Origin of the sequence: Shewanella colwelliana ATCC 39565 (genome assembly GCF_000518705.1) — a bacterium.
Lineage (GTDB): Bacteria > Pseudomonadota > Gammaproteobacteria > Enterobacterales > Shewanellaceae > Shewanella > Shewanella colwelliana.
Map to the genome: position 1 here is coordinate 1 of NZ_JAEC01000042.1, position 24,318 is coordinate 24,318.

Below are 24,318 nucleotides of genomic sequence, written 5' to 3' on the forward strand. Positions count from 1 at the left end.
ATACCCCTAAAGCTGACTTGGTAATTGATGCACTATTAATGGCCATCTGGCGACGTTCACCGAAATCTAAAGTGCTGATACATTCCGATCAGGGAGTGCAATATACCTGCTCTGATTGGCGTAGTTTCTTAAAGGAACACAACTTAGAAGCCAGTATGAGTCGACGAGGAAACTGTCACGATAATGCTGTTGCGGAAAGCTTTTTCTCATTGCTAAAGAAAGATAGGGTGAAGAGAAAAATCTATAAAAACAGAGATTAAGCTCGCTCAGAAATATTTAACTATATAGAATATTTCTATAATCCAGTGCGTCGTCATGGTAGTAATAAAGGACTGTCTCCTGTGCAGTTCGAAAAGCAGCACTTTGAGAAACAGTTAAGTGTCTAAGAAATTAGGGGCTTACCACCTTGGTTATTAACCTCGTGTTCTTCTTCGGTGAAACGAACAAGAACACTTGCTAAAAACTGTATAAAAGCAGATTTTTCAACACTAGATAAACCACCTACATATTCCACCAGTTTTTGATCTGACGAAATACTGCATCCATCTTCATATATTGACTTATAAGCATGGTGAAAGCTGTCAGGGAAACCTAATGGGCAATTCTTGCCTAGTACCTTAAGTAGGTGGGCATTGTCATTATAAGACTGCTCTAACTCTGCAACGATAGGGTCAATGTGGTGCATCTTGAGCTGTTTTTGCATACTGACTTTAAATCCATTTACTAATCGATCAATCTCTTCAGTTTCATGCTTTTGGAAAGCCAGTACAAGCTTTTTCAGTTTAGCAGTCTCAATGCTTATTTTCTTCCATGAAACAATGGCTTCACTAAAGTCAGTTGATTGTAAACTCAAGGTGAATTGGAACTTCACTCGATGTCTTCGCAAGATAAAGCGGAAGTAATAAGTGTTGTTGCGCAGATATAGATGATTGAATCCATAAACGGCTTTCATGACAAGCACCCCACAATCTGAATTAGATTACGAAGTCGACTTTTAATAGATATATGTCTGAGATAGTAAGTAAGATTTGGACTTAGAAATGGAAAAGCGTGTAACAAGTGGTGTAACACACCGTGTAACAGGGGGGGGAGTTTGAGATAAGAAATCAGACAACTGCTTGCAGAACAAGCAGTTGTCTTCATCCAAAGAGTTTGCCGATAAGCCGGGTCCTGTCGTGGACAGTTATTCATCTAGGCCTGCAATCGCTCACAGGCTCAAGCGACCTACCCGGTCCCAACGCGAGCAGCGCCATACGGGACCCTATTTGGTCTTGCTTCGGGTAGAGTTTACCTTGCAACGGACTATTACTAGCCGCCCGGTGCGCTCTTACCGCACCCTTTCACCCTTACCAACCGAAGTTGGCGGTCTCCTCTCTGCTGCACTTGTCGTCGGTTCACACCGCCCAGGCGTTACCTGGTACCCTGCTCTTTGAAGCCCGGACTTTCCTCCCCGCTCTATTGAGCGCGGCAACTGTCTGGCCAACTCGGCGCGGATTATAGCCTAATGAGGTCTAGCGTACCACCTAATAATAGCCGCGCTGTACCAACGACAACGCGCATACCGAAATAGGGCTATAAACCTAGCTCTAAGCCAAACTTATATAAGGCATTTTTCTTCAAGCCATGTATTTGTGCGGCTATCGCGGCTGCTTTTTTCAACGGCAATTCTTCGCTAAGCAACTTAAGGGTATTGACGGCGACCGTGGGAATATCTTGTGTCTCATCAACGCGGTGTCCATGACACATGAGTACAATTTCACCTTTCTGCTGATTAAGATCCTGTTTAACGGTTGCTAATACCTCTTCAGCCGCGCCTGACAAAAATGTCTCAAAAGTCTTGGTCACTTCTCTGGCCATCACTACCGGCCTATCCGCGCCGAGCGCGGCCACTATCGATTCAAGGCTGTGAACGATGCGATGCGGTGATTCATAGAAGATCAGCGTACGGGGGTCTTCAGCTAGCGCAGTTAACTTATCTAGTCGGCCTTTCTCTTTTGCAGGTAAAAAACCTTCGAATGTGAATCGATCAGACGGCAGACCCGATGCGCTCAAAGCCGTAATGGCTGCACAAGGTCCGGGCAGTGGGATCACATTGTAGCCCGCCTCACGTACTTGAGACACTAGGTGGTAGCCAGGATCTGAAATCAGCGGTGTGCCCGCATCTGAGATCAATGCAACTGCTTCACCATTCGATAGCTTTTGGATAATCCACTGAGCCCTATCTCTTTCATTGTGATCATGCAGTGCGGTTTTTCTGGTCTCAATACCAAAATGGCTCAGCAACTTACCGCTGTGTCGTGTGTCTTCACAAGCGATAAGCGAAACGTTATTTAGTACCTCTATTGCTCGGCTACTGATATCACCAAGATTACCGATTGGCGTAGGAACAATGTAAAGAGCGACCGACAGGTCCATATCTACCTCTGTAATGATTGTCACAAGACTTTCGTCTGGCGTAAGAGAAGGTTAAACTACAGCCAGCATCTTACCAGAGTGAAGCCCTGTGTTAAAAAGACTGAAAACAACGAAATTTATCTTTATCGCGGTTTTATCAACTGTTTTGTACGGTTGCGCCACATCGCCAACGCCGGTAAAGCAGCCGCAGACTCAAGTTTCTCTGGTGAGCGCGCCTTTAGCACCCTCTCAGTACTTAACCGATGCAGCCCAAGCTAATGACCCTGAACAGCGCGATCGGTTAATGTTGTTAGCCGCTCACGCCTTTATTAATCAAAATGATACGGGTAATGCGGCTAAAACACTCGCTTCAATTAAAAATAACCTAGTGCAAAAGAGCGAGTTATTGGCCGAACATCGCTACTTAACAGCAAGATTATTAGAGCTAACCTCTACCTACGATGATGCCCTGTCTCAACTTAATTATCCCAGCCAATGGCAATTAGCTGACTGGCAATGGGTGGCTTATTATCAATTTAAGGCTCGTCTATACCAGCTCATCAAGCAACCCATTGAACAAACTCGTCAGCTTAGCCTGCTAAGCCGTCACCTTCCGGCAGAACAGGCTTACGAGGTCGGCAATGATATTTGGCGCATATTACAACCTTTGCATGAGCAAACCTTGTTGTCATTTAACCAAGACCGCAGCAATCCGATTTTCTCAGGTTGGTTGCAACTGGCCTACATTGCTAAGCATTATGCCATAGACCCACAAATTCTGGTGCAGCATTTAGGTAATTGGCAACACGACAACCCTAGCCACCCTGGGGCTGTGAAGTTACCGACCGATCTTGAAAGAGCACTAAATGCTAAGCCATACAAACCAAAAAACATTGCAGTGCTGCTGCCGCTAACAGGCCAAAGAGCAGCGATTGCCAGTACAGTGAAAGAGGGTATTATTTCCAGCTATCTGGCCAATCCAGATGACTCTGTATCGGTCAACTTTTATGACTCTGCCCAAGGCGCTGATATCGCATATAAGCAAGCTGTTGAAGACGGTGCTGACTTTGTTATTGGTCCACTGTTGCAATCAGAGGTGGAGTCATTACTGGCCTTGGAAAAACAACAGCCCAGTGTTGCACCCACAGATGTCACGCCAATTCCACAGCTATTTTTGAATCATGTCGATGGGGTTACACCAAGCAAGGACCGATTCTTCTTTGCGTTGTCGCCTACCGATGAAGCGATTGATGCCGCACAGAAGCTATTTAATGATGGCATTGAGCAGCCGTTAATTCTGGCCAGTGACGACAATATTGGTCGCCGTATGGCGGAAGCGTTCAACGAAAAATGGCTATCACTCACCAAAAAAGCCGCCGAAATCCATTACTATAATCGCGGTGACGAGATGAAAGTTACTGTGCAAAAGTCATTGGGCGTCATTGACAGCAAAGAGCGTATAGCACGCATAAAAGCCTTATTAGGTGATAAAATTGAAGCCGATTTTCGCTCACGCCGGGATATCGATGCCATTTATATGATTGCAAGTAGCCAAGATTTGCCGTTGCTTAAACCGTTTATCGATGTCAATTTTAGCGTTTTTGCTGAGCCAGTGCCGCTTTACACTACCAGTAGAAGCCGAGTAGAAAGTAACTCTCGCAGCGTCGCTCAAGAGCTCAATAACTTAACGATTAGTGATATTCCTTGGTTATTAGAACCTAATCAGGAGACGAGCCAAGTCGCTGCCTTATGGCCCACATGGAATAACAGCCAAAAGCGTCTTTACATCATGGGCTATGATGCACTTGAACTGGTTAGTAAACTGGCACAAATGCGCGCTCTGCCAGGCTATCAATATACGGGGCGCAGTGGCTTATTATCAGTTTCACCTGATGGTACTATTAACCGCCAGTTAAGTTGGGGTCGCTATCAACGTGGAAACTTACGGCCCCTATGAGCCAACCAGCGCATTTAACTCAAGGTGCTAAGGCTGAAGACTCTGCCTTAGCTTATTTGCAGCAGCAGGGGCTCAAATTAGTAGACCGTAACGTGCGCTACCCATTTGGCGAGATAGACCTCATAATGAGAGATGCTCAGAAATGGGTATTTATTGAAGTGAAATTTCGCCAATCCAAGCAATTTGGCGGCGCGATACAAGCCATTAGTCAGGGCAAAATTGAACGGTTACGCCGAGCGGCGAGCCATTATATGCAACGCAATAACATCGATGCTCAATGCCGATTCGATGTGGTTGCAATCGATGCAAATGAAATCAACTGGATCACCAATGCCTTTTAGTGCTCCTAAAGCCTTATTTATTTGAACCAAGGCATATCAGTCACAAATTTTAGCTTTTAAGGAAATTTACATGTTAGAACGTATTAAAGACAGCTTCACTCACTCAATTCAAACCAAAATTGATGCAGCAGAAGCACTGCCAGAATCCATTGAAAAAGCGGCCGAGATGATGGTTCAATGCCTTCTTGGTGGTAATAAAATTTTGGCTTGTGGTAATGGCGGTAGCGCTGGTGATGCACAACACTTTTCTGCAGAACTGCTTAACCGTTATGAAATAGAGCGTCCACCACTACCGGCTATCGCACTGACCACAGATACGTCAACCATTACCGCTATTGGTAACGACTACAGCTATGACGAAATCTTCTCCAAGCAGATTTTGGCTCTGGGACAACCGGGCGATATTTTACTCGCGATCTCCACCAGCGGTAACTCAGGTAACGTGATTAAAGCGATGGAAGCGGCGCTAAGCCGTGATATGACAATTGTAGCTCTGACGGGTAAAGATGGCGGCGCCATGGCTGGCCTCATGGGCGTTAATGATGTTGAAGTTCGCGTACCTTCAAATGTGACAGCACGTATTCAAGAGGTTCACCTGTTGGTGATCCACTGCCTATGCGACAACATTGACCGCACGTTATTCCCACAGGATGAGCAAGCATGAGAGCTCTGCTCCCAATCCTTGCAATCCTGTTAATGCTACAAGGCTGCGCCGGGGCCGTTATGGTCGGCGCGGTTGGCGGCGCAATGATGGTCAATGACGAGCGCAGTTTCTCGACTCAGCTTGAAGATACCAATGCCGATTTTCAAATCTCTAGCGCATTAGCAGCCCATGACGACTTGAAAAATCAAACCAATATTACTGGTGTCGCCATGAATGGCAATGTACTGATGATTGGTCAAGCCCCCAACTCAATGCTACGCGACAAAGCGATCAATACCATCCAAGCACTCAAACTTGGCGGTAAGATCCACAACCAGATCCGTATTGGTAATCCAACCTCATTTACTACCCGCAGTAACGATACTTGGATAACGACCAAGGTTAAGAGCCGAATGCTTAATGACAATGATCTGGATATCACCCGCATAAAAGTGATCACCGAAAATGGTGAAGTATTTTTATTAGGGATTGTCGACCGAGAACAAGCTGAGTTAGCCACCGAAATCGCCCGCCATACTGCAGGTGTAAGAAAGGTTATTAAAGTCTTTGACACGCCTAGCAGCTAAAAGCCGCTAGGCGCTTTTTAATTTACCGCGAGTTTATGCTTATTGGCTAACTGCATCAGCTTAGGCAGTATCAAAGAAGGTAATATAATCAGCGCCGCACCAAACCAGCTTAATCCATCAAGCCATTCATCAAACCACAACCAGCCAAAAAATACGCAAAATAACAAGCCACTATACTCGGCAATGGCTATCTCTCCTGCAGGCGCACGGCGATAGGCCAAGATACAAAATAGCTGATAGGCCAGTAAAAAACAGTTACTCGCCACAGCAACGGCTAGCATAGTCCAACTCGTTCCAGCGAAGCCCTGAACCGCGGCAAGCACCACCACTAAGGGTAAGCTGAGTAGATTATAGTGAATGACAGTCAGGCACGCAGGTTCACTGGAGGGTAGCTTTCTTAGCATCAGTTGATTGGCTGCAAAAATGAGCGCCGAAATGAGTACGGCAAAGCCGGCAACATTCATTTCACTGGGACGTAAAATGATCAAAATGCCGATAAAACCAAGTAATGTAGCCCCGATTTGAGCAATAGAGATACGTTCCTTTAAATACAACACCCCCATGACAACAATCATTAACGGAGCTGAGTAAAACAGCGCACTAACCGTCGCTAACGGCAGCGACATTAAGCCAATAATCAACATCAACCCACCCAGCGAACCACTATTGGCTCGCAACAGATGCAGCCGAATATGTTGGCTACGTGGGCGGCCCGCATAGAGCCAGAAAGGTAACATGATCACGATGGCCGAAAGCTGCCGTAATAGCAGGAACATCGCCGCATTGGCATCCTCTGGCAACCACTTAATCGATACATCGTAAAGCGCAGTGAATACATTTCCTAACACCAAAAGGCCCAATGCAATGATAAGGTTACGCTGCATAGCTCTATTCTCATTATCTCAATTGCGCGCATGATAAAGCGCATAAAACGCAAATTGAAATGATGATTTCTTATGATAGATGAATTAAATTCATCTATTGACCACATTAATAATGAGGCGTCTACCTGATGCGAAAACTCCCGCCTTTAAGAGCTATCCAAGTGTTTGAGGCTGCGGCTCGCCAACGACATTTTTCTCGAGCAGCCGAGGAGCTTTGCATTACTCAAAGCGCTGTTTCACATCAAATCAGGTTACTTGAGGAGCACTTTAATCAACGCCTATTTCAACGTGAAGGCCGCAGGCTAACCCTCACTCCCAAAGGAGAGTTGCTTTATCAAGAGTCTGCTAGAATATTCAATGAGTTAAGCGGTCTCAATCAACTAATAGCTGGGAAGAAACATCAAACACTGCGCCTCGCCGTCTATAGCTCTTTCGCGGTGAAATGGCTTATTCCTCGACTTAGCGAATTTCGCCGCCACCAACCTGACATACAGATAAGACTCGATATGATCACTGACGATCCTGTGTTATCTGACAGTGTGGCGGATATGTTTATTACAGGTCAAAACAACCAAACGGGCTATTGGCAACAGCTGCTGCATAGAGAACGTTTGATCCCCGTTTGTAGTCCAAATTTGCTCAACAACACCCAAGCGACCGATCTTAATTGGTTGCTGAAACAAGCGCTATTGGTGGTTGATGAAGGCCCATTAGGATTAGATTGGCAACGTTGGGCAGTCAGCAATGATGTTGCGATCCCTAACGATTCGGAACAACACCTCTTTAGCCATGTGTTATTGGCGATAGAAGCCGCTATCGTGGGCCAAGGTGTTGCATTAGCATCAGACTTTATGGTTGCTAATGATATTGCACAAAAACGTCTTATCGCACTCCCCTTTGCAGGAATTGATACCGGATTTGAATTTAATTTTCTCTGCAAGCAGCGCCGCACTAATGAACCTGCCATCGCGAGCTTTATTAACTGGCTCACCCTTCAGGAATAATGTGTATATAACGACTCACTTTTAGGCAATAAAAAAGCCAGCGTTTAGCTGGCTTCAATAGTTGGACGGCGACTATACAAGCAAGCCTATCTTTTCGTAAACTTTCTTAAGGGTTACTTCTGCACGAGCTTGTGCTTTTTCGGCACCTTCATGCATCACTTGATTCAAGAAAGTTTGATCGGCTCTGAACTCTTGATAACGCGCCTGCAAAGGTTCAAGCATACCGACGACAGCTTCACCTGCGGCCACTTTAAGATGACCGTACATCTTGCCTTCGAAATCTTTCTCAATACTAGCAATGCTTTGACCCGTCACACCTGACATCAAACTCAGCAGGTTAGAGACGCCTGGCTTATTTTCAACGTCAAATCGAACCACGGGTGGCTCATCGCTATCAGTCATCGCTTTCTTGAGCTTTTTCAATACGGCTTTAGGATCTTCAAGCAGACCGATAACATTGTTACGGTTATCATCTGACTTCGACATCTTTTTAAGCGGGTCTTGTAATGACATTACCTTAGCGCCGTGCTCAGGGATAAATGGCTCTGGAATTGTGAATGTGTCGCCATAGGCATTGTTGAAGCGAGTCGCAATATCACGAGTTAGCTCAAGATGCTGCTTTTGATCTTGCCCGACAGGAATTTCATTAGCCTGATAAAGCAAAATATCTGCAGCCATTAATACTGGGTAACCAAATAACCCCACATTGATATTATTAGCGTGCTTTTGCGACTTATCCTTAAACTGCGTCATGCGGTTTAATTCACCCATTTGAGTGTAACAGTTCAGCGCCCACCCAAGTTGAGTATGCTGTGGTACTTGAGACTGAATAAAGACAGTGCTCTTTTTAGGGTCAACACCACAGGCCAAATACAATGCTAACGTATCTAAACAGGCTTCACGCAGTTTGGCAGGATCTTGGCGAACCGTGATGGCATGTAGATCAACCACACAGTAAAGGCAATCATGACTATCTTGCATCGCAACCCACTGACGTAACGCGCCCATATAGTTACCAATGGTTAATTCACCTGACGGCTGGGCACCGCTAAGAACGATAGGTTTAGTCATACGTTTTATTGCTCCATTACTTTTTGGCTGTCATTGATATGCGCCAATACTTCACTAAAGGTGTCACAAACGGCTGTTGGACCGCTGAGGCCAATATCTTCACCGTAGTTGTACCCATAGGTCAAGCCGATTGAAGAAATACCCGCTGCTTTCGCCGCTAAAATGTCATTTTTAGAATCGCCAACCATTAAAAACTCTGTTTTATCCAACTGCCACTGTTGCAGCAGGTGATTCAGCGGCAATGGATCCGGCTTCATTTTATCAAGCGAGTCGCCACCCAGTACTTGCGTAAAAAGATGACCAATCCCAAATGCGTCAAGTAACGGAATGGTAAAACGGTAAGGTTTGTTGGTCACAACCGCTAGTTGATAACCCATGCTATGTAACTGCTCTAATACATTAATCACACCATCATAGAGCTTACTATGACGTTGCAGATGCGCTTCATAATGCTTCATAAAGATTGGCATCGCTGCCTCTAGTCGCTGCGCTTCAACCGCTTCGCCTAAAGCAAAACTCAAGGCTCGCTCAATCAACACATGTGCGCCATTGCCCACCCAGCTGCGCACTTGTTCTTCACTACAACCGGTCAAGTTGAGTTCAGCAAGTGTTGCGTTGGTTGCCGCGGCAAGATCGGGTACGCTATCAATCAGCGTACCATCCAGATCAAAAGCGATCGCTTTAAAAGGTTTGCACTGTGCCATTACTTAGCATCTACCTTAGCGAGTTCGGCACGCATCTCGTCCACCACAACCTTGTAATCAGGCTGGTTGAAAATAGCAGAGCCAGCCACAAACATATCTGCGCCAGCAGCTGCGATGTCAGCAATGTTGTCAACCTTCACACCACCATCAACTTCTAGGCGAATATCATAACCACTGGCATCGATACGCTCACGCACCTGACGTAGCTTATCTAATGTCGCTGGGATAAATGATTGACCACCAAAGCCTGGGTTTACCGACATCAATAAAATCACATCGAGCTTGTCCATAACATGGTCAAGATAATGAAGTGGCGTTGCTGGATTAAACACTAAACCCGCCTTACAGCCGCCTTCTTTGATAAGCTGCAGGGTGCGATCGACGTGTTCTGATGCTTCTGGGTGAAACGTAATAATAGAAGCCCCGGCATCAATAAAATCTGGGATGATACGGTCTACAGGTTTCACCATTAGGTGAACATCAATCTCCGCAGTAATGCCGTAGTTACGCAAGGCTTGGCACACCATAGGGCCTATTGTGAGGTTCGGCACATAGTGATTATCCATTACATCGAAGTGAACAACATCTGCACCTGCTTTTAGTACAGCATCAACATCTTCCCCTAAACGGGCAAAATCGGCAGATAAGATAGAGGGAGCAATTAGAAATGGGCGCATGGTGAACTCGCTAATTTGAGTAAGAAATACGCTATTCTACCTTATAGGCTTTGCCACGCTCTAGGGCTTATCGAGCATTAAACGTGCTTTAGCTCAGAAATGAGCTAAATTCATTATCAAATATTAAATTGAAGTCAAATAAATGTTCAAAATATGAACTCATTTGCTATAATGTGGCGACCTATGATGTTTGTAAAATCCACAGGATGTAGAGATGAAAGCGAAAAATAAACTTTCAGCCAGCATTAAATCAGCTTCTATTTTAGCTGTGTCTGCTGTTGTAGTCGGGATGACTGCCGTAGGTGTACAAAACCTTACCGACACTGCGTCGAACTCAGCCTGCGTCTGTGATGGCAATAATAGCTACAACTCTTCACTACCCGCTAGCCACCCAAGCAACCGCTGCGCACAAGAATCTGACAATGTGAGTTGGACAAATTGGTTTGCCGGAAAGAGTCGTTCTAATCAATTTCATTTTGTTGATTTGTTAGAGTTACTTCATGGGCATCAAGATAGCCCATTGAGTGATGCGAAACCAACGAGCCAACAGAATCGCCTCTAGCAATCAGCGCTTCTATCAGCTGCTATTAAGTACACTAGCAGCTTTTTTCGGTGTCCAAACCGAACAAAACCGCAGCAGAGACTTCCAATCTCAATCACCAATCCCATTCATTTTAATGGGGATATTGTTAGCTTTCATCTTAGTTATTGGGCTGATTTTTATCGTAAAGCTAGTATTAAACTAATCGTTTTCGCTATGATACCTGTCATCATATAATGCCATTAATTCATCAACCTTCTTACGACCACTGCCATTTTGGCTGATGTTACGCTGCACCTGAATCGTATCAAAGCGCGCGCCATGATAGAGCTCACGCGTCAAGGCAATATCATGATTACTAATTAATACAGGAATGCCGCGTTCAATGGCGGTATGACGAGACTTTCTCGCTAATAAAGCCTGATCATCTAAACTGAATCCCGACCCGACATAGGTCGTAAAACTCGATGTCGTCGACAGTGGTGCATAAGGGGGATCGCAATAGACCACATCGCCCTGCTTGGTCAAATCAAAAGCTTGCTCGTATCCCACACAGCGAAACTCCGCTACCTGTGACTTCTCCGCAAAGGCTTTTATCTCCTCCTCCGGAAAATAGGGTCTTTTATATGAACCAAAGGGGACATTAAACCCTCCTTTCTTGTTGTAACGACATAAGCCGTTAAAACCATGACGGTTCATATAAAGAAAATATACCGAACGAAGAAAAGGATCACTAGTTAGATTGAACTCTGTACGAACTTGATAATAGGTTTCTTTATCGTTTTTGGCATCAGTAAACATCGCTTTTGCCGCGGTGATATATTTCTCAGGCGTGGTTTGCACAATCTTATACAGATTGATGAGGTCCTGATTGATATCACACAACAAATAACGCTTATACTGAGTGTTAAGAAATACCGAACCTGCGCCAACAAAAGGTTCAACGAGTCTGTCGCCTTGAGGAAGGTGTTGGGTGAGCGCATCAACCAGTTTAAATTTTCCACCAGCCCACTTAAGAAAGGCTCTCTGTTTTTTAATCATCTAAATCGATTGAATGCGAAATGAAAACAAGTTTCCGATTGTACTCTGTTTATCAATGAATTTCACGAGTCGGGAGACTTTGTTGTAACTCATATTGAGATAAATCTGCCCAAGCTCTTAACCAAGGTTGAGCAATCCCCTTAGTGTTCACCAATTGCTTTGCCTGCTGGCGCGCAAGTTCGACTGATGCAAACTCACCATAGAGCACAACCCAACGGCGTTTATAACGAGCCACTTTCACCAACTTAGGGGCATCAATCTGTGCCAATACCTGATTAAGAGATTTGAGCTGCTTTACACTTGCAAGTTGCAGTGTATAGCCAATAGGCTCATAAGATTGTTGACTCAAATCAATCGTATTTCCAGCCTTTGAAATGACCTCCACCTCCGCCTGGATAATCGGTACAGGTTCCGTTGCGGCAAAAACTTCCACCGCATCCGCCTGCACATCAGTTTGAGTAACAGGCTCGGATGCACTCTCTTCTATAGTCGTGATGTTAGCGCTCTTGGCCACCTTGGTAGCGACATCAATATCGATCTCTATTGGCTCTATGCTATCTGTTACGCTTGCCGAATCTTGATTTTTATTGCCAGCAAGTGCCGCGGTAAAAGCGTTCTGGCGCTCTGCAAAATAGCGATGTAAAAGCTCCTCTCCATAAGCATAGTTTTCTCGACTCGCTTGGATTTCAGCCACCGTATTCTCTCGCCCCAGAGTGACAAACTCATCCTCTTCAAGCAATGCATAAACAATAGCCAACGCAACCAAGATACCCAATCCGATAGCGATTGGTAGCCGCCAACGGTTTACAGCTTTTGCTTGCGGGGTGTCATTTAGCGCTAGATATAACAGATTAACAACCTCAACAGGCAAGCCCGATTGCAGCTGTAACTGTTGACGTACAATATCCCTTGGTGTGAAAGGTGTTTGCTCACTGCGGCTTAACAAAGTGTAATACAGCGCTTCACGTTCTTTTTCTGGCAAGGCTTCGACATTCATCGGCAGGACTAACTCATGCTGACTCTCTGGAAGTTGCGCCAATAACTGTGACAAAAAGGCTTGGTTAGTCGTCAATGTTAAATTTATCTGTTTACCACTCACTACGATCTGGCTTAACACCATGCACTCAGCCCACAAGGCTAAAGGCATAAGGTGAGCATCATCAAGGACAATATGACAGGCATGAGGCAGAACATCTGCAAACTGAAGCAGGGTTTCGGGCAGCGGGATTTCGTCATCAAAGACAGGCTCTGATAACAATTGTACTAAAATTTTTCGGCGAATCTCATTACTGTCAGCATGCATCGGACAGGTGACTAATGCGGAGCTCACATGCTCCAGCTCATCGACCAAGGCGGTGACTAGGGTAGTTTTACCAGCACCATCATCACCAACTAATACGGTTAATTGCTGGCCGTAAAGCGCCACATGCTGCAACCGGTGCAGCAAGGCTTCTTGACTAGGTAGTAATACTGATGTTTGAAAAGTCACTTGTTCACCACACAATTTAGGCGCGGCCAATAACCTCTTCAAGAAGGGACTCTGAAACCTCGCTAAAAATACCTGCTTGGCCTAGGGCTTCAGGCAAAACTAAACGGAGTTTTCCTTGCAGTACTTTCTTGTCTCGCCGCATATGTTTCATGAACTGTTCAAAATTCATGGTATCTGGCGCTTCGGTTGGTAGATCGAACGCGTTAAATATCGCTTCAATGCGACAAACGATTGACTCATCAATGAGCGCCATCTTACATGATGTTTTAGCAGCAAGTACTGTGCCAGCGGCGACAGCCTCTCCATGCAACCAATTGCCATAGCCCATCTCAGCTTCGATAGCATGGCCAAAGGTATGGCCGAGATTTAGTAGTGCCCGAACACCTTGTTCGGTCTCATCTTGAGTGACCACCTCAGCCTTAATCTCACAGCAACGGGCAATTGCATACTTCAATGCATCCTCATCTAATGACTTTAGCGATTCCACATTATCTTCTAGCCAGGTAAAGAAATCTTTATCCCAAATAATGCCGTACTTAATCACTTCCGCCATACCTGCTGCAAACTCACGAGCAGGGAGAGTACTTAAACATCTTGTGTCGATCACCACCACTTTGGGTTGGTAAAAGGCCCCGATCATATTTTTACCCAACTGATGATTCACTGCGGTTTTACCACCAACAGATGAGTCAACTTGGGACAGCAATGTTGTCGGTACCTGAATAAAATCGATACCACGTTGATAACAAGCTGCGGCAAATCCGGTCATGTCACCAATCACCCCACCACCTAATGCGACAAGCACAGTATCTCTGCCCAAATTCTGCGAGAGCAGTGAGCTAAAAATGTTGTCCATCTGTGTCTGGGTTTTATACTGTTCACCATCAGGAAGAATAACTGGTGCAGCACATTTAAAAGGTGACAATAGCGCCTGTAGCTTATTCAGATACAGGGGCGCTACTGTGTCATTAGTGACGATAAGAACGTTTTTATTCTGAAGGTATGGTTCGAATAATTCGAGCTTCTCCAGTAGATTCGGGCCAATATAAATAGGGTAACTACGTACACCAAGTTCAACCTGAATCCTTTCCATTCTACCGCCTAATGATTAAAAGCCTAACTGTTCAATAATTTGATTTGCAACGACTTTTGCACTCTGTTCATCGGTTTTAACGATCACATCAGCAATCTCCTCGTAAAGAGGATTACGCGTTGCCGCAAGGTTTTCTAACACCTCACGAGGATCATCAACTTGCAGTAGAGGACGACGCTTATCACGCTGCGTACGAGCCACTTGCTTGTCGATAGTTGTTTCTAAATAAACCACAATTCCACGAGCAGAAAGGTTATTACGAATATCCTTGCTCTGAATTGATCCGCCGCCAGTTGCTAAAACAATACCTTGTTTTTCAGTTAAATCAGCGACAACTTGTGTTTCGCGACGACGAAAGCCTTCTTCGCCTTCAACGTCAAATACCCACGCGATATCCGCACCAGTGCGGCTTTCAATTTCTTGATCGGAATCGTGGAACTCTAAATGGAGCATCTGCGCCAGATGACGACCTATAGTGCTTTTACCAGCCCCCATAGGACCTACTAGGAAAATATTACGTTTTTCAGCCATTGCTTTTACGTCTGAATCTTATATGAAGTTTGCCTACGCCAACCGAAAAATCAGGCCGACCTTAAATGTTACCTTGCTCTAATGAGACTTGACCACGGATTATCTCAGTTAACCCCCCTTAAACGCAAGGGCAGTGAGTAAATTCTGTGAAATTAGACTAAAGCATAAAAAAGCCAGCGATTCCTCGCTGGCTCCAACATGTCTATAACTCGTGAATTAGATATCTTCAGAAATAATCTTAGGCGTAACAAAAATTAGCAACTCTTGGCGCTCATTTTTGTCCGTAGTATTTCTGAATAAGTAACCCACAAACGGGATATCACCTAAAACGGGAACCTTGCTGACCCTGTTAATCAACTGCTGCTGGTAAATACCACCTAATACAATGGTTTCCCCGTGATCAACCAAAACCTGGGTACCAATACGCTGCGTATCAATAGAAACCGCTTCTCCCAATGGTGTAGCAACCACCTTACCTTGTGAGTCCTGGGTGATTTCAAGGTCTAAAATCACTCGATTATCAGGGGTGATCTGAGGCGTTACCCTTAGCGACAATACCGCCTTTTTAAACTGCACCGTTGCCGCACCACTTGACGCAGATTCAACATAAGGGATCTCTACACCCTGCTCAATATAGGCAGCTTTTTGGTTAGACGTGGTAATACGCGGACTCGCAATAATCTCACCCTTACTTTCCTGCTCTAGGGCACTCAGCTCAAGGTCTAATAAGGTACCGTCAGCCAACTTAGCAACATGAAACGCTATGCTTGTTGGGTTAGCAACCGCTGCGGGTAAATTAACGTTAAGTCGATCGCCTAAACTCGGAACAATACCGTTAGCGATATCATTGGCACCCTCTAGGCTACCTGACGTCCCTTTACTTCCTTGCTGATCTGTCACACCCCATCGAATACCTAGATCTTCAGAAACATCATCTTTAACCGTCACCATACGAGCTTCAATTAACACTTGCTTGATGGGTATATCGAGTACTTCTATCAGGCGATGGATATTCTCTAAGCTTTCTTCGGTATCTTTTACTAACAATGTATTAGTGCGGTCATCAACGGCTACTGTACCTCGAGCAGACAACAAACTAGAGTCATCCCCTTTGAGTAACTCGGCAATATCGGTAGCTTTAGCGTAGTTGATCTGCAAATACTCAGAGTACAAGGGCGCAAGCTCTTTCACTTCTTGTTGATTTTTAAGCTCTTGGCTCTCACGAATGGCCATCTCTTCAGCTGGTGCAACCATTAAGATATTGCCTTCAACACGCTTATCTAAACCTTTGGTTTGCAGAATCAAATCAAGCGCCTGATCCCAAGGTACATCATCAAGTCTTAGGGTGATATCCCCCTCAACGGTGTCACTGGTAACCAAGTTAAAGTTATTATAATCGGCAATAATCTGCAGTACGGTTCTTACAGAGATACTCTGAAAGTTCAAAGATAAAGAACGGCCGTCATATTTCTTCTCCTCTTTTACAACTGTCGCTCTTTCTGCCTTATTGATGCTCAACCTAAAGAGGTTACCCTCTTGCTTGTAGTTATAATCATATTGACCGCTAACATCGATTAGTAATCGAGTCGTCAACTCCTCTTTGAAGGTTTCAAAACTCTTGACTGGTGTGGCAAAGTCTTGGACGTCCATCACATACAAGAGATCCGATGCGATATCAGTGTTGTACAGTTTCAGTTCTAATTTGGCACCAACTTGCTCGACATTTGCGGCAACTGAAGAGTTATTAAGCTTCACAAGAAGCTCTCCACCACCATTTGCTAAACGTCTAAAGTCGATATTTTTAATGCCATTTACAAATGGATTTGATGCAGTCTCATTTCGGTTAGCCACCTCATCGTTTATCGTTAAGCGATAAGTATTGCCCATCGCTTTACCTTGATAGGCCTTAACCTTACTCAAATCGACAAGCACCTTGAGTTGCTCACTTTCTTGCGTCATCGACACAGAGGTGACACCCACATTGTTAATCGGCAATTTATCTTTCTCTAAGCCCGATACACTGTCATCAAACCCCAAGATGATTTGAGCTGGTGATGCGTTGAGATTAACTTCAGGCTCAGTAACACTCTCTTCAAAAACCAATTGCAATTCGAGTTGATGATCAACAACCGAGTGATATTTAACATCCACTAAGCGGTTCGCTGCTGAAGAATACGGCGCCATACCCATAATTAATGCCAACCCTAAGGCAGCCTTAATAACAGGAGACATATTTAATAATGCGTTTTTCGCGGCAGAAGATTCCATTATTCCCTCATCCTTCGCTTGTTTATTCACCAGTAAGTTCCATATTGCTTGTTCTTTCAGCCCAGCAACCTGATCCATCTGGAATTAATTCAATTATTTCGACCGTTTGCGGTGTTACTTTAGCAATGCGACCATGATAAAGACCTAAATATTCACCAAGACCTAAACGGTAAACACTTCCATCATTTGTTTCTATCAACGCCCAAATATCTTGGCTTTCACTCAAGGTACCACGCATTTTCAAATTATCTAACGCGTAAGTTTCTAAACGGCTTTTACGTCGTTTTAAATCGGGCTGCAAACAGTCTTTGGTTGTATCGATCACTTCTTCTGTTAATTCTCGTGAAGGCGGTACAAAAGGACTACGCATTAATTCCGCTTGATAGGCGAAATGCTCAAATTCAGGTGTTTCTTTTAATGGTGGAACATGAGCAACATGCTGTGCTTTGGTCGTGGTCACAAATAGCTCTAAGTCACTTTTGTCACCCATACAACCCACTAAAAGTATGCTAAGGATTAACAACGGTAGCTTTTTCATTTTTTAGCCCCCTTTGCACCCTTCTCTGGAGGCAACTCAGCTCCCTCCTTAAATCGATAAGTCTTTGCGAGAATCTGCATGTTCAGCATTCCTTGGTCATTTCTTTGAATAACAAAGTCATGCAAACTCACAATTCGCGGCAATTTAGCAACACCACTAACCAGTTGACCCATTTCATGATAATCACCACTGACGGCCATGCTAATTGGAAACTCAATATAAAAATCTCGTTGAATCTCCTCTTGCCACTCTAAGCTCTGAATACCAAGTCCCGAGTCTGTTGCCACAAACGTGAGGTCATCGAGCAACCCTGGCATTTCATTTTTAGACGGCAACATTTTAAGCAGTTCAGCAAACTGAATTTCCATCACTGCAAGCTGCTCACGGTATAATTTAAGGTTAGCCGCTAATTGGTATTTTGCTTTAAAATCATCTCGTAAAGTAATTTCTTTATCTTGTTCTACGGTCAAGACATCAATTGCATCGGCAATAAACAAAAAATAGCTTGCTATAAAAATTAGAATTGCCAGAAATGATGCAAAAACAACCTTAACCTGAGTAGGCCAGCCACCTATGTTCTCAAAATCAATATCATTAAATTGGCTCAGATCGAGTTTCATTTGCTCGCTCCTTGAACCGGCTTCATATCGCCAGTACTGTCATCACCGATCGTCACTTTTAAGCTAAATCGCTGTAACTGACGCATCTCTTCATTTTGAGAAACTATCGACTGCATATTGGGATCGTGCAACCACATTGAGGTAGTCACTTTACGCATCATATTAGCGACGTTATTATTCGATTCACTGCGACCTTCTATCCACAATAAGCTGCCTTTTTTCTCAATGCTGGATAAATATATTCCAGGAGGCACTATGCGAACCAATTCATCTAAAACGTGAGTCGGCAAATTTCGGGCTTGTTGTAGATTTAAAATAATCTCTGTACGACGCTCAATGTCTTTCTTGCGTTCACGTATTTTCTTAATCTCTGCAATCTGTTTTTCTAACAGTTGAATTTCAGACTGCAAGTAGGCATTTCTGTCACGCTGATTATCGGTCATCATATCAACAACCATTAACGCCATATACACAACTAAAGACGCGCCAATAAAGACCGCAGCTAAAATTCCTAAATAGTCACGCTTTTGCTTTTCACGTGCTTCTTCACGCCAAGGTAAAAGGTTTATGTTCGCCATTGAGAGTAACTCCTCAGCGCTAAACCACACGCAACCATGTATTTATTTATATTAGGCTGCAAACGATTTTTCACATCTTCATCCGCGTGTAAACAACCTAAGAAAGGATCTGCGATAATAGCGTGAACGCCGAGCTCATTCGTTAATAAGTTGGCCATCCCTTCTAACTTTGATGTGCCACCACATAATACAATGTGATCCACTTTATCTTTGCCGCTAGATGTACAATAAATTTGCAGTGTTCTTTTTATCTGCTGCAACAACTGAGTCTGAAACGGTGAAAGAACTTCGAACATATAATTACGTGGTAAGTCGCCCTCAAGCTTTGCTTTCTCAGCTTGCTCATGTGACATACCATAGAAGGAGAGTATTGACTGGGTGAACTGTTCGCCACCAAATGCTTGTTCACGGATAAAGGAAGTTTCACCATTTTCAACGACCGAAAATGTTGTCATGTTGGCACCAATATCCACCAGCGCCACCACTTTGCCTTCAGCAGCATTGGGTAATTGTGCCGCAATAAGCTCAAATGAACGCCCTAGAGCATACCCCTCAATATCAACAACTTTCGCCTCAAGGTTGATATCATCAAGGCTATCAACCCGAGCATCGATATTCTCAGTGCGACATGCACTCAACAGCACGTCGACTTTACTCGGGTCGGTGGTGTTTACGTTGAGCGTTTCAAAATCGATGCTGACTTCATCAAGCGAGTATGGAATAAGATTGTCGGCTTCGATTTCAATCTGAGTTTCCATCTCCTCTTCGCTTAATGCAGCATCCATATAAATAACTTTAGTCATCACTGCCGATCCAGAAACAGCAACGGCTGCGTATTTTGTCGCCTTTGGAAGTGATCGCTTGATCAACCTCAACGACTCTAACACCGCATCTGCATCTCTTATTTCATGATCATTAACGGCGCCTTTTTTTACCGGCACCGCAGCGTGACTCACAATTTTATAACCATCAGCAGTCTTACTCAGCAGTATTGCCTTGACCTCGTGAGAACCGATATCGATACCCACCATCTGCGGAGCCTGACGCTTCCATAAATTTGAAAGCATAGTCCATCGTCACTTTTGTTATTGTTTCAGGAATTAGATTAGCACAAAATCAACTCGTTATAGATATTTGTACAAAATGTTTATAACTTTTACAATTGCCATTTTTTTGACGACTGTTTTTACTTCACCATTAGCTGCTCGCCTTATATACTATTGTGCCTGCTATATTTATTGGAATAATCTGGTGAAGTGGTTTAAACGAATTACCATCGCTCTATTTAGCCTCGTCCTTTTGGGTATCGGCGCAGTCGCTGCGGCCTATTTTTATGTGCTGCCCGAGCTTCCTGATGTTACCACTCTCAAAACAGTAAAATTGCAAACTCCGTTACGAATTTTCAGTGCGGATGGCGAATTAATTTCACAATTTGGAGAAAAACGCCGCATCCCTGTCGAATATGAGCAAGTGCCGCAACAATTGATCAATGCAGTGCTCGATACAGAAGATGCACGTTTCTTTGAGCACAAAGGCATCGACCCTATTGGTATTGTGCGTGCCGCAGTTATTTTGGCCACTACAGGTAAAAAGAGCCAAGGCGCAAGTACAATCACGCAGCAGGTGGCTCGAGGGTTTTTTCTTTCTCGCGAAAAAACATATATTCGTAAGATAAAAGAGATCTTCTTAGCGCTTAAAATTGAAAAAGCGCTTTCAAAAACCGAAATTTTAACCCTCTACCTTAACCGCTCTTTTTTAGGTAACCGAGCCTACGGTGTTGGCGCTGCTGCGCAAGTTTATTACGGCAAAGAGCTCGAACAGCTGTCACTGCCAGAGATGGCGATGATTGCAGGCCTGCCTCAAGCGCCATCGGCTGCCAATCCCATTCGTAATCCTGAGCGCGCGATGAATCGTCGCAACTGGGTACTTAGCCGTATGCTTGAAAAACAGAATATTACTCAAGCCCAATATGACGAGGCCATTATGGCCCCTATCACTGCTCGCTATCATGGGGCGGAGGTAGAGCTATACGCACCTTATATTTCGGAGATGGCGCGTGATTACCTTGTTGCACAATACGGCGAAGAGGAAGCCTACACTGGCGGCTATAACGTTTACACCACCGTTGACTCAACCTTGCAGCAACAGGCACAACAAGCCCTCAGAGACAACGTATATGCGTATGACGAACGTCATGGCTATCGCGGTGCAACTCAGCAAATATGGTCAGATCAAATACCTAGCAATCAGTCGATTATCGACACCCTTAAAAAGACAAGAGGATTCCAAGGACTTCAGCCTGCAGCGGTCGTGAGCGTGGCAGAACAGAGTGCACAAGTGCTTATTAGTTCAGGAGAGTTAATCAATCTTGAATGGCAGGGATTAAAATGGGCACGTAAGTTTATCTCAAATAAACGTCAGGGCAGTGCTCCAAAATTGGCCAGTGATGTGGTGACTGTTGGTGAACAGGTCTGGATTAGAAACAATGGCGATGCTTGGCAATTATCACAAATACCCGAGGTAGCAAGTGCTATCGTTTCTTTAGATCCGCACGATGGTGCCATTAAAACATTAGTCGGTGGCTATAGTTTTCACACCAGTCAGTATAACCGAGTGACTCAGGCAAAACGGCAATTAGGCTCTAATATCAAGCCATTTATCTACACAGCTGCGATTGAAAAAGGCTACACGCTCTCGACACTTATCAATAACGCACCGATTAATAATGCCGACACTCGTCAAGGGACTGCTTGGCGCCCTAAAAACTCGCCAGACAAGTACACAGGGCCTACGCGTCTTCGTGTTGGACTCGCGCAGTCGATTAACGTGATGTCTGTAAGAACAATGCGCTACACAGGCTTAGAAACCGCTATCGATACCCTAGTCAAATTCGGCTTTAGCCGAGAAGATATGCCTAGAAATGAATCTTTAGCCTTAGGCTCTCCGTCAGTAACTCCCCTACAGGTAGTCACTGCATTTTCGGTTTTTGCTAATGGCGGATACCGTGTTGAGCCCTACTTTATTAAGCGTATCGACAATGCCTATGATCAAACTATTGAACAGGCAAAGCCAACCTTAGCGTGCACACCACCAGCACCGATTGAAAATGTTCCAGCAGCCAGCGACGATCCTTTTGCGGCTATGGCTGGTGAATTTGAGCAATACTATTTAGCTAACGAACAGGCAAACGCCAGCGCTAATGAGCAATGTCCTGTGGACGCTCGTCACGCGGAGCAGATTATTTCAGAACAGACGGCCTTCCTCATCACTGAAGCATTAAAAAGCGTGATTTGGGGCGGTGGTGATTGGAGTAAAGGAACCGGTTGGAACGGGACCGCTTGGCGAGCGGCCAGAGTCGTTAATCGTCGAGATATTGCAGGTAAAACTGGTACAACTAACGAATCTCGTGACACATGGTTTAGTGGCTTCAACCCTAAATTGGCGACAACCGTTTGGGTCGGCTTTGATGACCATAGTCGAGAACTGGGTAGAACAAGTTGGAATGCAAATGGTGCTAAAGACCAGATATCTGGCGCTGAAGCGGGGGCAAAAACAGCGGGGCCTGGCTGGAATGAGTTTATGAAAATGGCACTAGCCAATACACCCGTTGTCCAGATGCAGCCGCCAGAGGGTATAGTCTCTGCACGTATCGATTTAGCAACAGGCAAACTCAGCCGTAAGAGTGATCACACTACTGCATTTGAGTATTTTGTCGCAGGTACAGAACCGACAGAATTTGCAACCGAAGCACCCACCCAAGGTGATATCTTTATCGACAATTCGGTCGAAGATCTCTTTCAATAATCAAGCTGCCAGAGCGAAGCAATCGTTTTGCTTTGGCATGATCAACTGATTTAAGAGATTTTAATAGTCATTTCATTGCGCCAAAATTTTGATGCCACAAGAAATTACAGCATAAAAAAACCTGCAACTGCAGGTTTTTTAATCACTAAAAGTTAGCAATAAGCTATTTTTGTTGTAATTTGACCGCTAGTGCAGACTTGACCTGCGGTAATGCTGTGCCGCCTAGCGCTTCTCTTTTAGCCAAACATGAGTCAATGGTCAAACATTGATAAACATCTGAACCAATAACCTTGGCAAATGTTTGCAACTGCTCAAGCGCAAAGTCTTCGATCGGTTTTTTATCAGCAATGGCAGCAACAACCACCTCACCGACAACATGATGCGCCTCTCTAAACGGCATCCCTTTCGCCACAAGATAATCCGCAAGTTCAGTAGAATTAGCATAGCCTTGCTGTGCGGCTCGCAATGTATTCTCCCGATTAACTTTTAGACCCGATAACACTAAGGCTGCCATTTCCAAGCAGATAGCCCAGCTATCCATGACATCAAACAACCCCTCTTTATCTTCTTGCATATCCTTGTTGTAGGCCAGAGGCAACGCCTTCATTGTGGTTAAAATACCCACTAAGCTACCGTAGACACGTCCCGTTTTGCCGCGTATAAGCTCCAGTGCATCAGGATTTTTTTTCTGTGGCATCAACGAAGAACCCGATGTAACTTGATCATCTAGCTCAATAAATCCTGCCTCACCGCTATTAAAGAAAATAAGATCTTCAGCCATACGGCTCAAATGCATCATACTAATAGAGGCATCACTGCATAATTCAATAACATGATCCCTATCAGATACCGTATCTAAACTGTTCAGCGTCGGAGCAGAGAAACCTAATGACTGCGCTAATGCATGCCTGTCCATCGGATAGGCGGTCCCCGCTAGAGCACCAGTACCCAAGGGACAAGTATCCGCGCGCTTTAAGGCATCTTCCAAGCGGCTAATGTCTCGCTCAAACATTTCAACATAGGCCAAACACCAGTGGCCAAAGGCAACAGGTTGTGCACGCTGAAGATGGGTATAACCAGGCATCACTGCATCGAGTTCGCGCTCAGTTAATGCCAGTAATGCAGCCTTTAATCCACCCAACAGTTGCAGCAGTTGCTCACCCTCCTTTTTGCACCATAGCTTAAGATCTGTCGCCACTTGGTCATTACGAGAGCGTCCAGTGTGCAGCTTTTTGCCTAAATCACCGACTTTTGCAATAAGCGACTGCTCGACAAAACTATGAATATCTTCGGCACCTGAAGCCAAAATCAATTCAGGCTGATCTTTAACTTCTAGCAGCAGGTCATTCAAAGCCTGTTGCAAGGCATCACATTCAGTTTGCGTAAGAATGCCGACTTGGGTTATTGCACCCGCCCAAGCGATAGAACCGACAATATCTTCTTCAATAAGGCGATAGTCGACTGGTAGTGAATCATTAAAAAGTTTAAATAGAGCGCTGCTTTCCTGACTGAACCTTCCACCCCATAACGCCATTTTGATACCCTCTTATAAA

At 44.6% G+C, this 24,318-nt stretch carries 24 protein-coding genes, 1 other RNA gene and 1 pseudogene; 9 read left to right on the top strand and 17 right to left on the bottom strand.

All coding sequences use genetic code 11. From position 1 onward, the window contains the following. A pseudogene (locus L876_RS21920) lies at window positions 1–386 on the top strand (IS3 family transposase); the annotation flags it as partial. Here L876_RS21920 and L876_RS0115435 read toward each other — a convergent pair. The 3 genes from L876_RS0115435 to rsmI form a co-directional block, all read right to left on the bottom strand. After that, window positions 383–952, bottom strand: coding sequence for a hypothetical protein (locus tag L876_RS0115435; RefSeq protein WP_028764621.1), 570 nt, complete (start codon window positions 950–952; stop codon window positions 383–385). The pseudogene L876_RS21920 and the gene L876_RS0115435 sit on opposite strands and share 4 nt — an antisense overlap. A gap of 191 nt (window positions 953–1,143) precedes the next feature. After that, window positions 1,144–1,487: RNase P RNA component class A (gene rnpB / locus L876_RS22330), an RNA gene on the bottom strand. A gap of 85 nt (window positions 1,488–1,572) precedes the next feature. Then, window positions 1,573–2,415 (bottom strand): 16S rRNA (cytidine(1402)-2'-O)-methyltransferase, encoded by an 843-nt coding sequence (gene rsmI, locus L876_RS0115440; protein ID WP_028764622.1) that lies wholly within the window; start codon window positions 2,413–2,415, stop codon window positions 1,573–1,575. 88 nt (window positions 2,416–2,503) lie between these two features. On the opposite strand from rsmI, the gene L876_RS0115445 reads away from it, so the two are divergent. From L876_RS0115445 to L876_RS0115460, 4 genes are all read left to right on the top strand, one after another. Beyond that, a complete protein-coding gene (locus L876_RS0115445; RefSeq protein WP_028764623.1) occupies window positions 2,504–4,351 on the top strand; it encodes a penicillin-binding protein activator in 1,848 nt (615 codons plus the stop codon). Next, complete coding sequence (locus L876_RS0115450) at window positions 4,348–4,692, top strand: YraN family protein (RefSeq protein ID WP_028764624.1); 345 nt, start codon at window positions 4,348–4,350, stop codon at window positions 4,690–4,692. The genes L876_RS0115445 and L876_RS0115450 overlap by 4 nt, the downstream gene beginning before the upstream one ends. A 70-nt stretch (window positions 4,693–4,762) precedes the next feature. After that, entirely contained in the window at window positions 4,763–5,356 is a 594-nt protein-coding gene (locus tag L876_RS0115455; protein ID WP_028764625.1) for a phosphoheptose isomerase, read from the top strand. Next, window positions 5,353–5,922, top strand: a complete 570-nt coding sequence (locus L876_RS0115460) for a BON domain-containing protein (protein ID WP_028764626.1) — start codon at window positions 5,353–5,355, stop codon at window positions 5,920–5,922. Before L876_RS0115455 ends, L876_RS0115460 begins: the two co-directional genes overlap by 4 nt. Window positions 5,923–5,939: 17 nt before the next feature. Here L876_RS0115460 and L876_RS0115465 read toward each other — a convergent pair whose 3' ends face one another. Further along, complete coding sequence (locus tag L876_RS0115465) at window positions 5,940–6,806, bottom strand: DMT family transporter (protein ID WP_028764627.1); 867 nt, start codon at window positions 6,804–6,806, stop codon at window positions 5,940–5,942. Between the two features lie 128 nt (window positions 6,807–6,934). Here L876_RS0115465 and L876_RS0115470 point away from each other — a divergent pair, with 128 nt between their 5' ends. Then, window positions 6,935–7,810, top strand: coding sequence for a LysR substrate-binding domain-containing protein (locus L876_RS0115470; RefSeq protein WP_028764628.1), 876 nt, complete (start codon window positions 6,935–6,937; stop codon window positions 7,808–7,810). 72 nt (window positions 7,811–7,882) lie between these two features. On the opposite strand, the gene trpS is transcribed toward L876_RS0115470, so the two are convergent. The 3 genes from trpS to rpe are packed head-to-tail and all read right to left on the bottom strand — an operon-like array spanning window position 7,883 to window position 10,262. Beyond that, window positions 7,883–8,881 (bottom strand): tryptophan--tRNA ligase, encoded by a 999-nt coding sequence (gene trpS, locus L876_RS0115475; RefSeq protein WP_028764629.1) that lies wholly within the window; start codon window positions 8,879–8,881, stop codon window positions 7,883–7,885. A gap of 5 nt (window positions 8,882–8,886) precedes the next feature. Further along, the gene (locus tag L876_RS0115480; RefSeq protein ID WP_028764630.1) at window positions 8,887–9,585 is read right to left on the bottom strand and encodes a phosphoglycolate phosphatase; all 699 of its coding nucleotides are present in this window, start codon (window positions 9,583–9,585) and stop codon (window positions 8,887–8,889) included. Next, window positions 9,585–10,262 (bottom strand): ribulose-phosphate 3-epimerase, encoded by a 678-nt coding sequence (rpe, locus tag L876_RS0115485; protein ID WP_028764631.1) that lies wholly within the window; start codon window positions 10,260–10,262, stop codon window positions 9,585–9,587. The genes L876_RS0115480 and rpe overlap by 1 nt, the downstream gene beginning before the upstream one ends. A gap of 214 nt (window positions 10,263–10,476) precedes the next feature. Between rpe and L876_RS0115490 the strand changes: the two genes are divergently transcribed. Together L876_RS0115490 and L876_RS22560 are read left to right on the top strand one after the other, a co-directional pair. After that, on the top strand, window positions 10,477–10,824 hold the full coding sequence (locus L876_RS0115490; protein ID WP_028764632.1) for a hypothetical protein: 348 nt from the start codon (window positions 10,477–10,479) through the stop codon (window positions 10,822–10,824). Beyond that, window positions 10,790–11,008: a DUF2970 domain-containing protein gene (locus L876_RS22560; protein WP_081730729.1), complete on the top strand. Its 219-nt coding sequence runs from the start codon at window positions 10,790–10,792 to the stop codon at window positions 11,006–11,008. Before L876_RS0115490 ends, L876_RS22560 begins: the two co-directional genes overlap by 35 nt. Here L876_RS22560 and L876_RS0115495 read toward each other — a convergent pair. The 9 genes from L876_RS0115495 to L876_RS0115535 form a co-directional block, all read right to left on the bottom strand. Further along, window positions 11,005–11,844, bottom strand: coding sequence for a Dam family site-specific DNA-(adenine-N6)-methyltransferase (locus L876_RS0115495; RefSeq protein WP_028764633.1), 840 nt, complete (start codon window positions 11,842–11,844; stop codon window positions 11,005–11,007). The two genes, L876_RS22560 and L876_RS0115495, sit on opposite strands and share 4 nt — an antisense overlap. 52 nt (window positions 11,845–11,896) lie before the next feature. Then, window positions 11,897–13,333 (bottom strand): AAA family ATPase, encoded by a 1,437-nt coding sequence (locus L876_RS0115500; RefSeq protein ID WP_028764634.1) that lies wholly within the window; start codon window positions 13,331–13,333, stop codon window positions 11,897–11,899. Between the two features lie 16 nt (window positions 13,334–13,349). Next, on the bottom strand, window positions 13,350–14,426 hold the full coding sequence (gene aroB / locus L876_RS0115505) for a 3-dehydroquinate synthase (protein WP_028764635.1): 1,077 nt from the start codon (window positions 14,424–14,426) through the stop codon (window positions 13,350–13,352). Window positions 14,427–14,441: 15 nt separating this feature from the next. Beyond that, entirely contained in the window at window positions 14,442–14,957 is a 516-nt protein-coding gene (gene aroK, locus L876_RS0115510; protein ID WP_028764636.1) for a shikimate kinase AroK, read from the bottom strand. A 216-nt stretch (window positions 14,958–15,173) separates the two neighbouring features. Then, window positions 15,174–17,225 carry a type IV pilus secretin PilQ gene (locus L876_RS0115515; protein WP_028764637.1) on the bottom strand — a complete coding sequence of 684 codons (2,052 nt, stop codon included), beginning with the start codon at window positions 17,223–17,225 and terminating at the stop codon, window positions 15,174–15,176. Window positions 17,226–17,247: 22 nt separating this feature from the next. Then, complete coding sequence (locus L876_RS0115520; protein ID WP_028764638.1) at window positions 17,248–17,763, bottom strand: pilus assembly protein PilP; 516 nt, start codon at window positions 17,761–17,763, stop codon at window positions 17,248–17,250. Then, a complete protein-coding gene (locus L876_RS0115525; protein ID WP_028764639.1) occupies window positions 17,760–18,383 on the bottom strand; it encodes a type IV pilus inner membrane component PilO in 624 nt (207 codons plus the stop codon). Before L876_RS0115525 ends, L876_RS0115520 begins: the two co-directional genes overlap by 4 nt. Further along, window positions 18,380–18,961, bottom strand: coding sequence for a PilN domain-containing protein (locus tag L876_RS0115530; RefSeq protein ID WP_028764640.1), 582 nt, complete (start codon window positions 18,959–18,961; stop codon window positions 18,380–18,382). The genes L876_RS0115525 and L876_RS0115530 overlap by 4 nt, the downstream gene beginning before the upstream one ends. After that, on the bottom strand, window positions 18,949–20,028 hold the full coding sequence (locus L876_RS0115535) for a pilus assembly protein PilM (protein ID WP_028764641.1): 1,080 nt from the start codon (window positions 20,026–20,028) through the stop codon (window positions 18,949–18,951). Before L876_RS0115535 ends, L876_RS0115530 begins: the two co-directional genes overlap by 13 nt. A 184-nt stretch (window positions 20,029–20,212) precedes the next feature. Between L876_RS0115535 and L876_RS0115540 the strand changes: the two genes are divergently transcribed. Then, window positions 20,213–22,765: a penicillin-binding protein 1A gene (locus tag L876_RS0115540; protein ID WP_028764642.1), complete on the top strand. Its 2,553-nt coding sequence runs from the start codon at window positions 20,213–20,215 to the stop codon at window positions 22,763–22,765. 163 nt (window positions 22,766–22,928) lie between these two features. On the opposite strand, the gene argH is transcribed toward L876_RS0115540, so the two are convergent. Further along, window positions 22,929–24,299: an argininosuccinate lyase gene (gene argH, locus L876_RS0115545; protein WP_028764643.1), complete on the bottom strand. Its 1,371-nt coding sequence runs from the start codon at window positions 24,297–24,299 to the stop codon at window positions 22,929–22,931. Window positions 24,300–24,318: the final 19 nt, after the last annotated feature.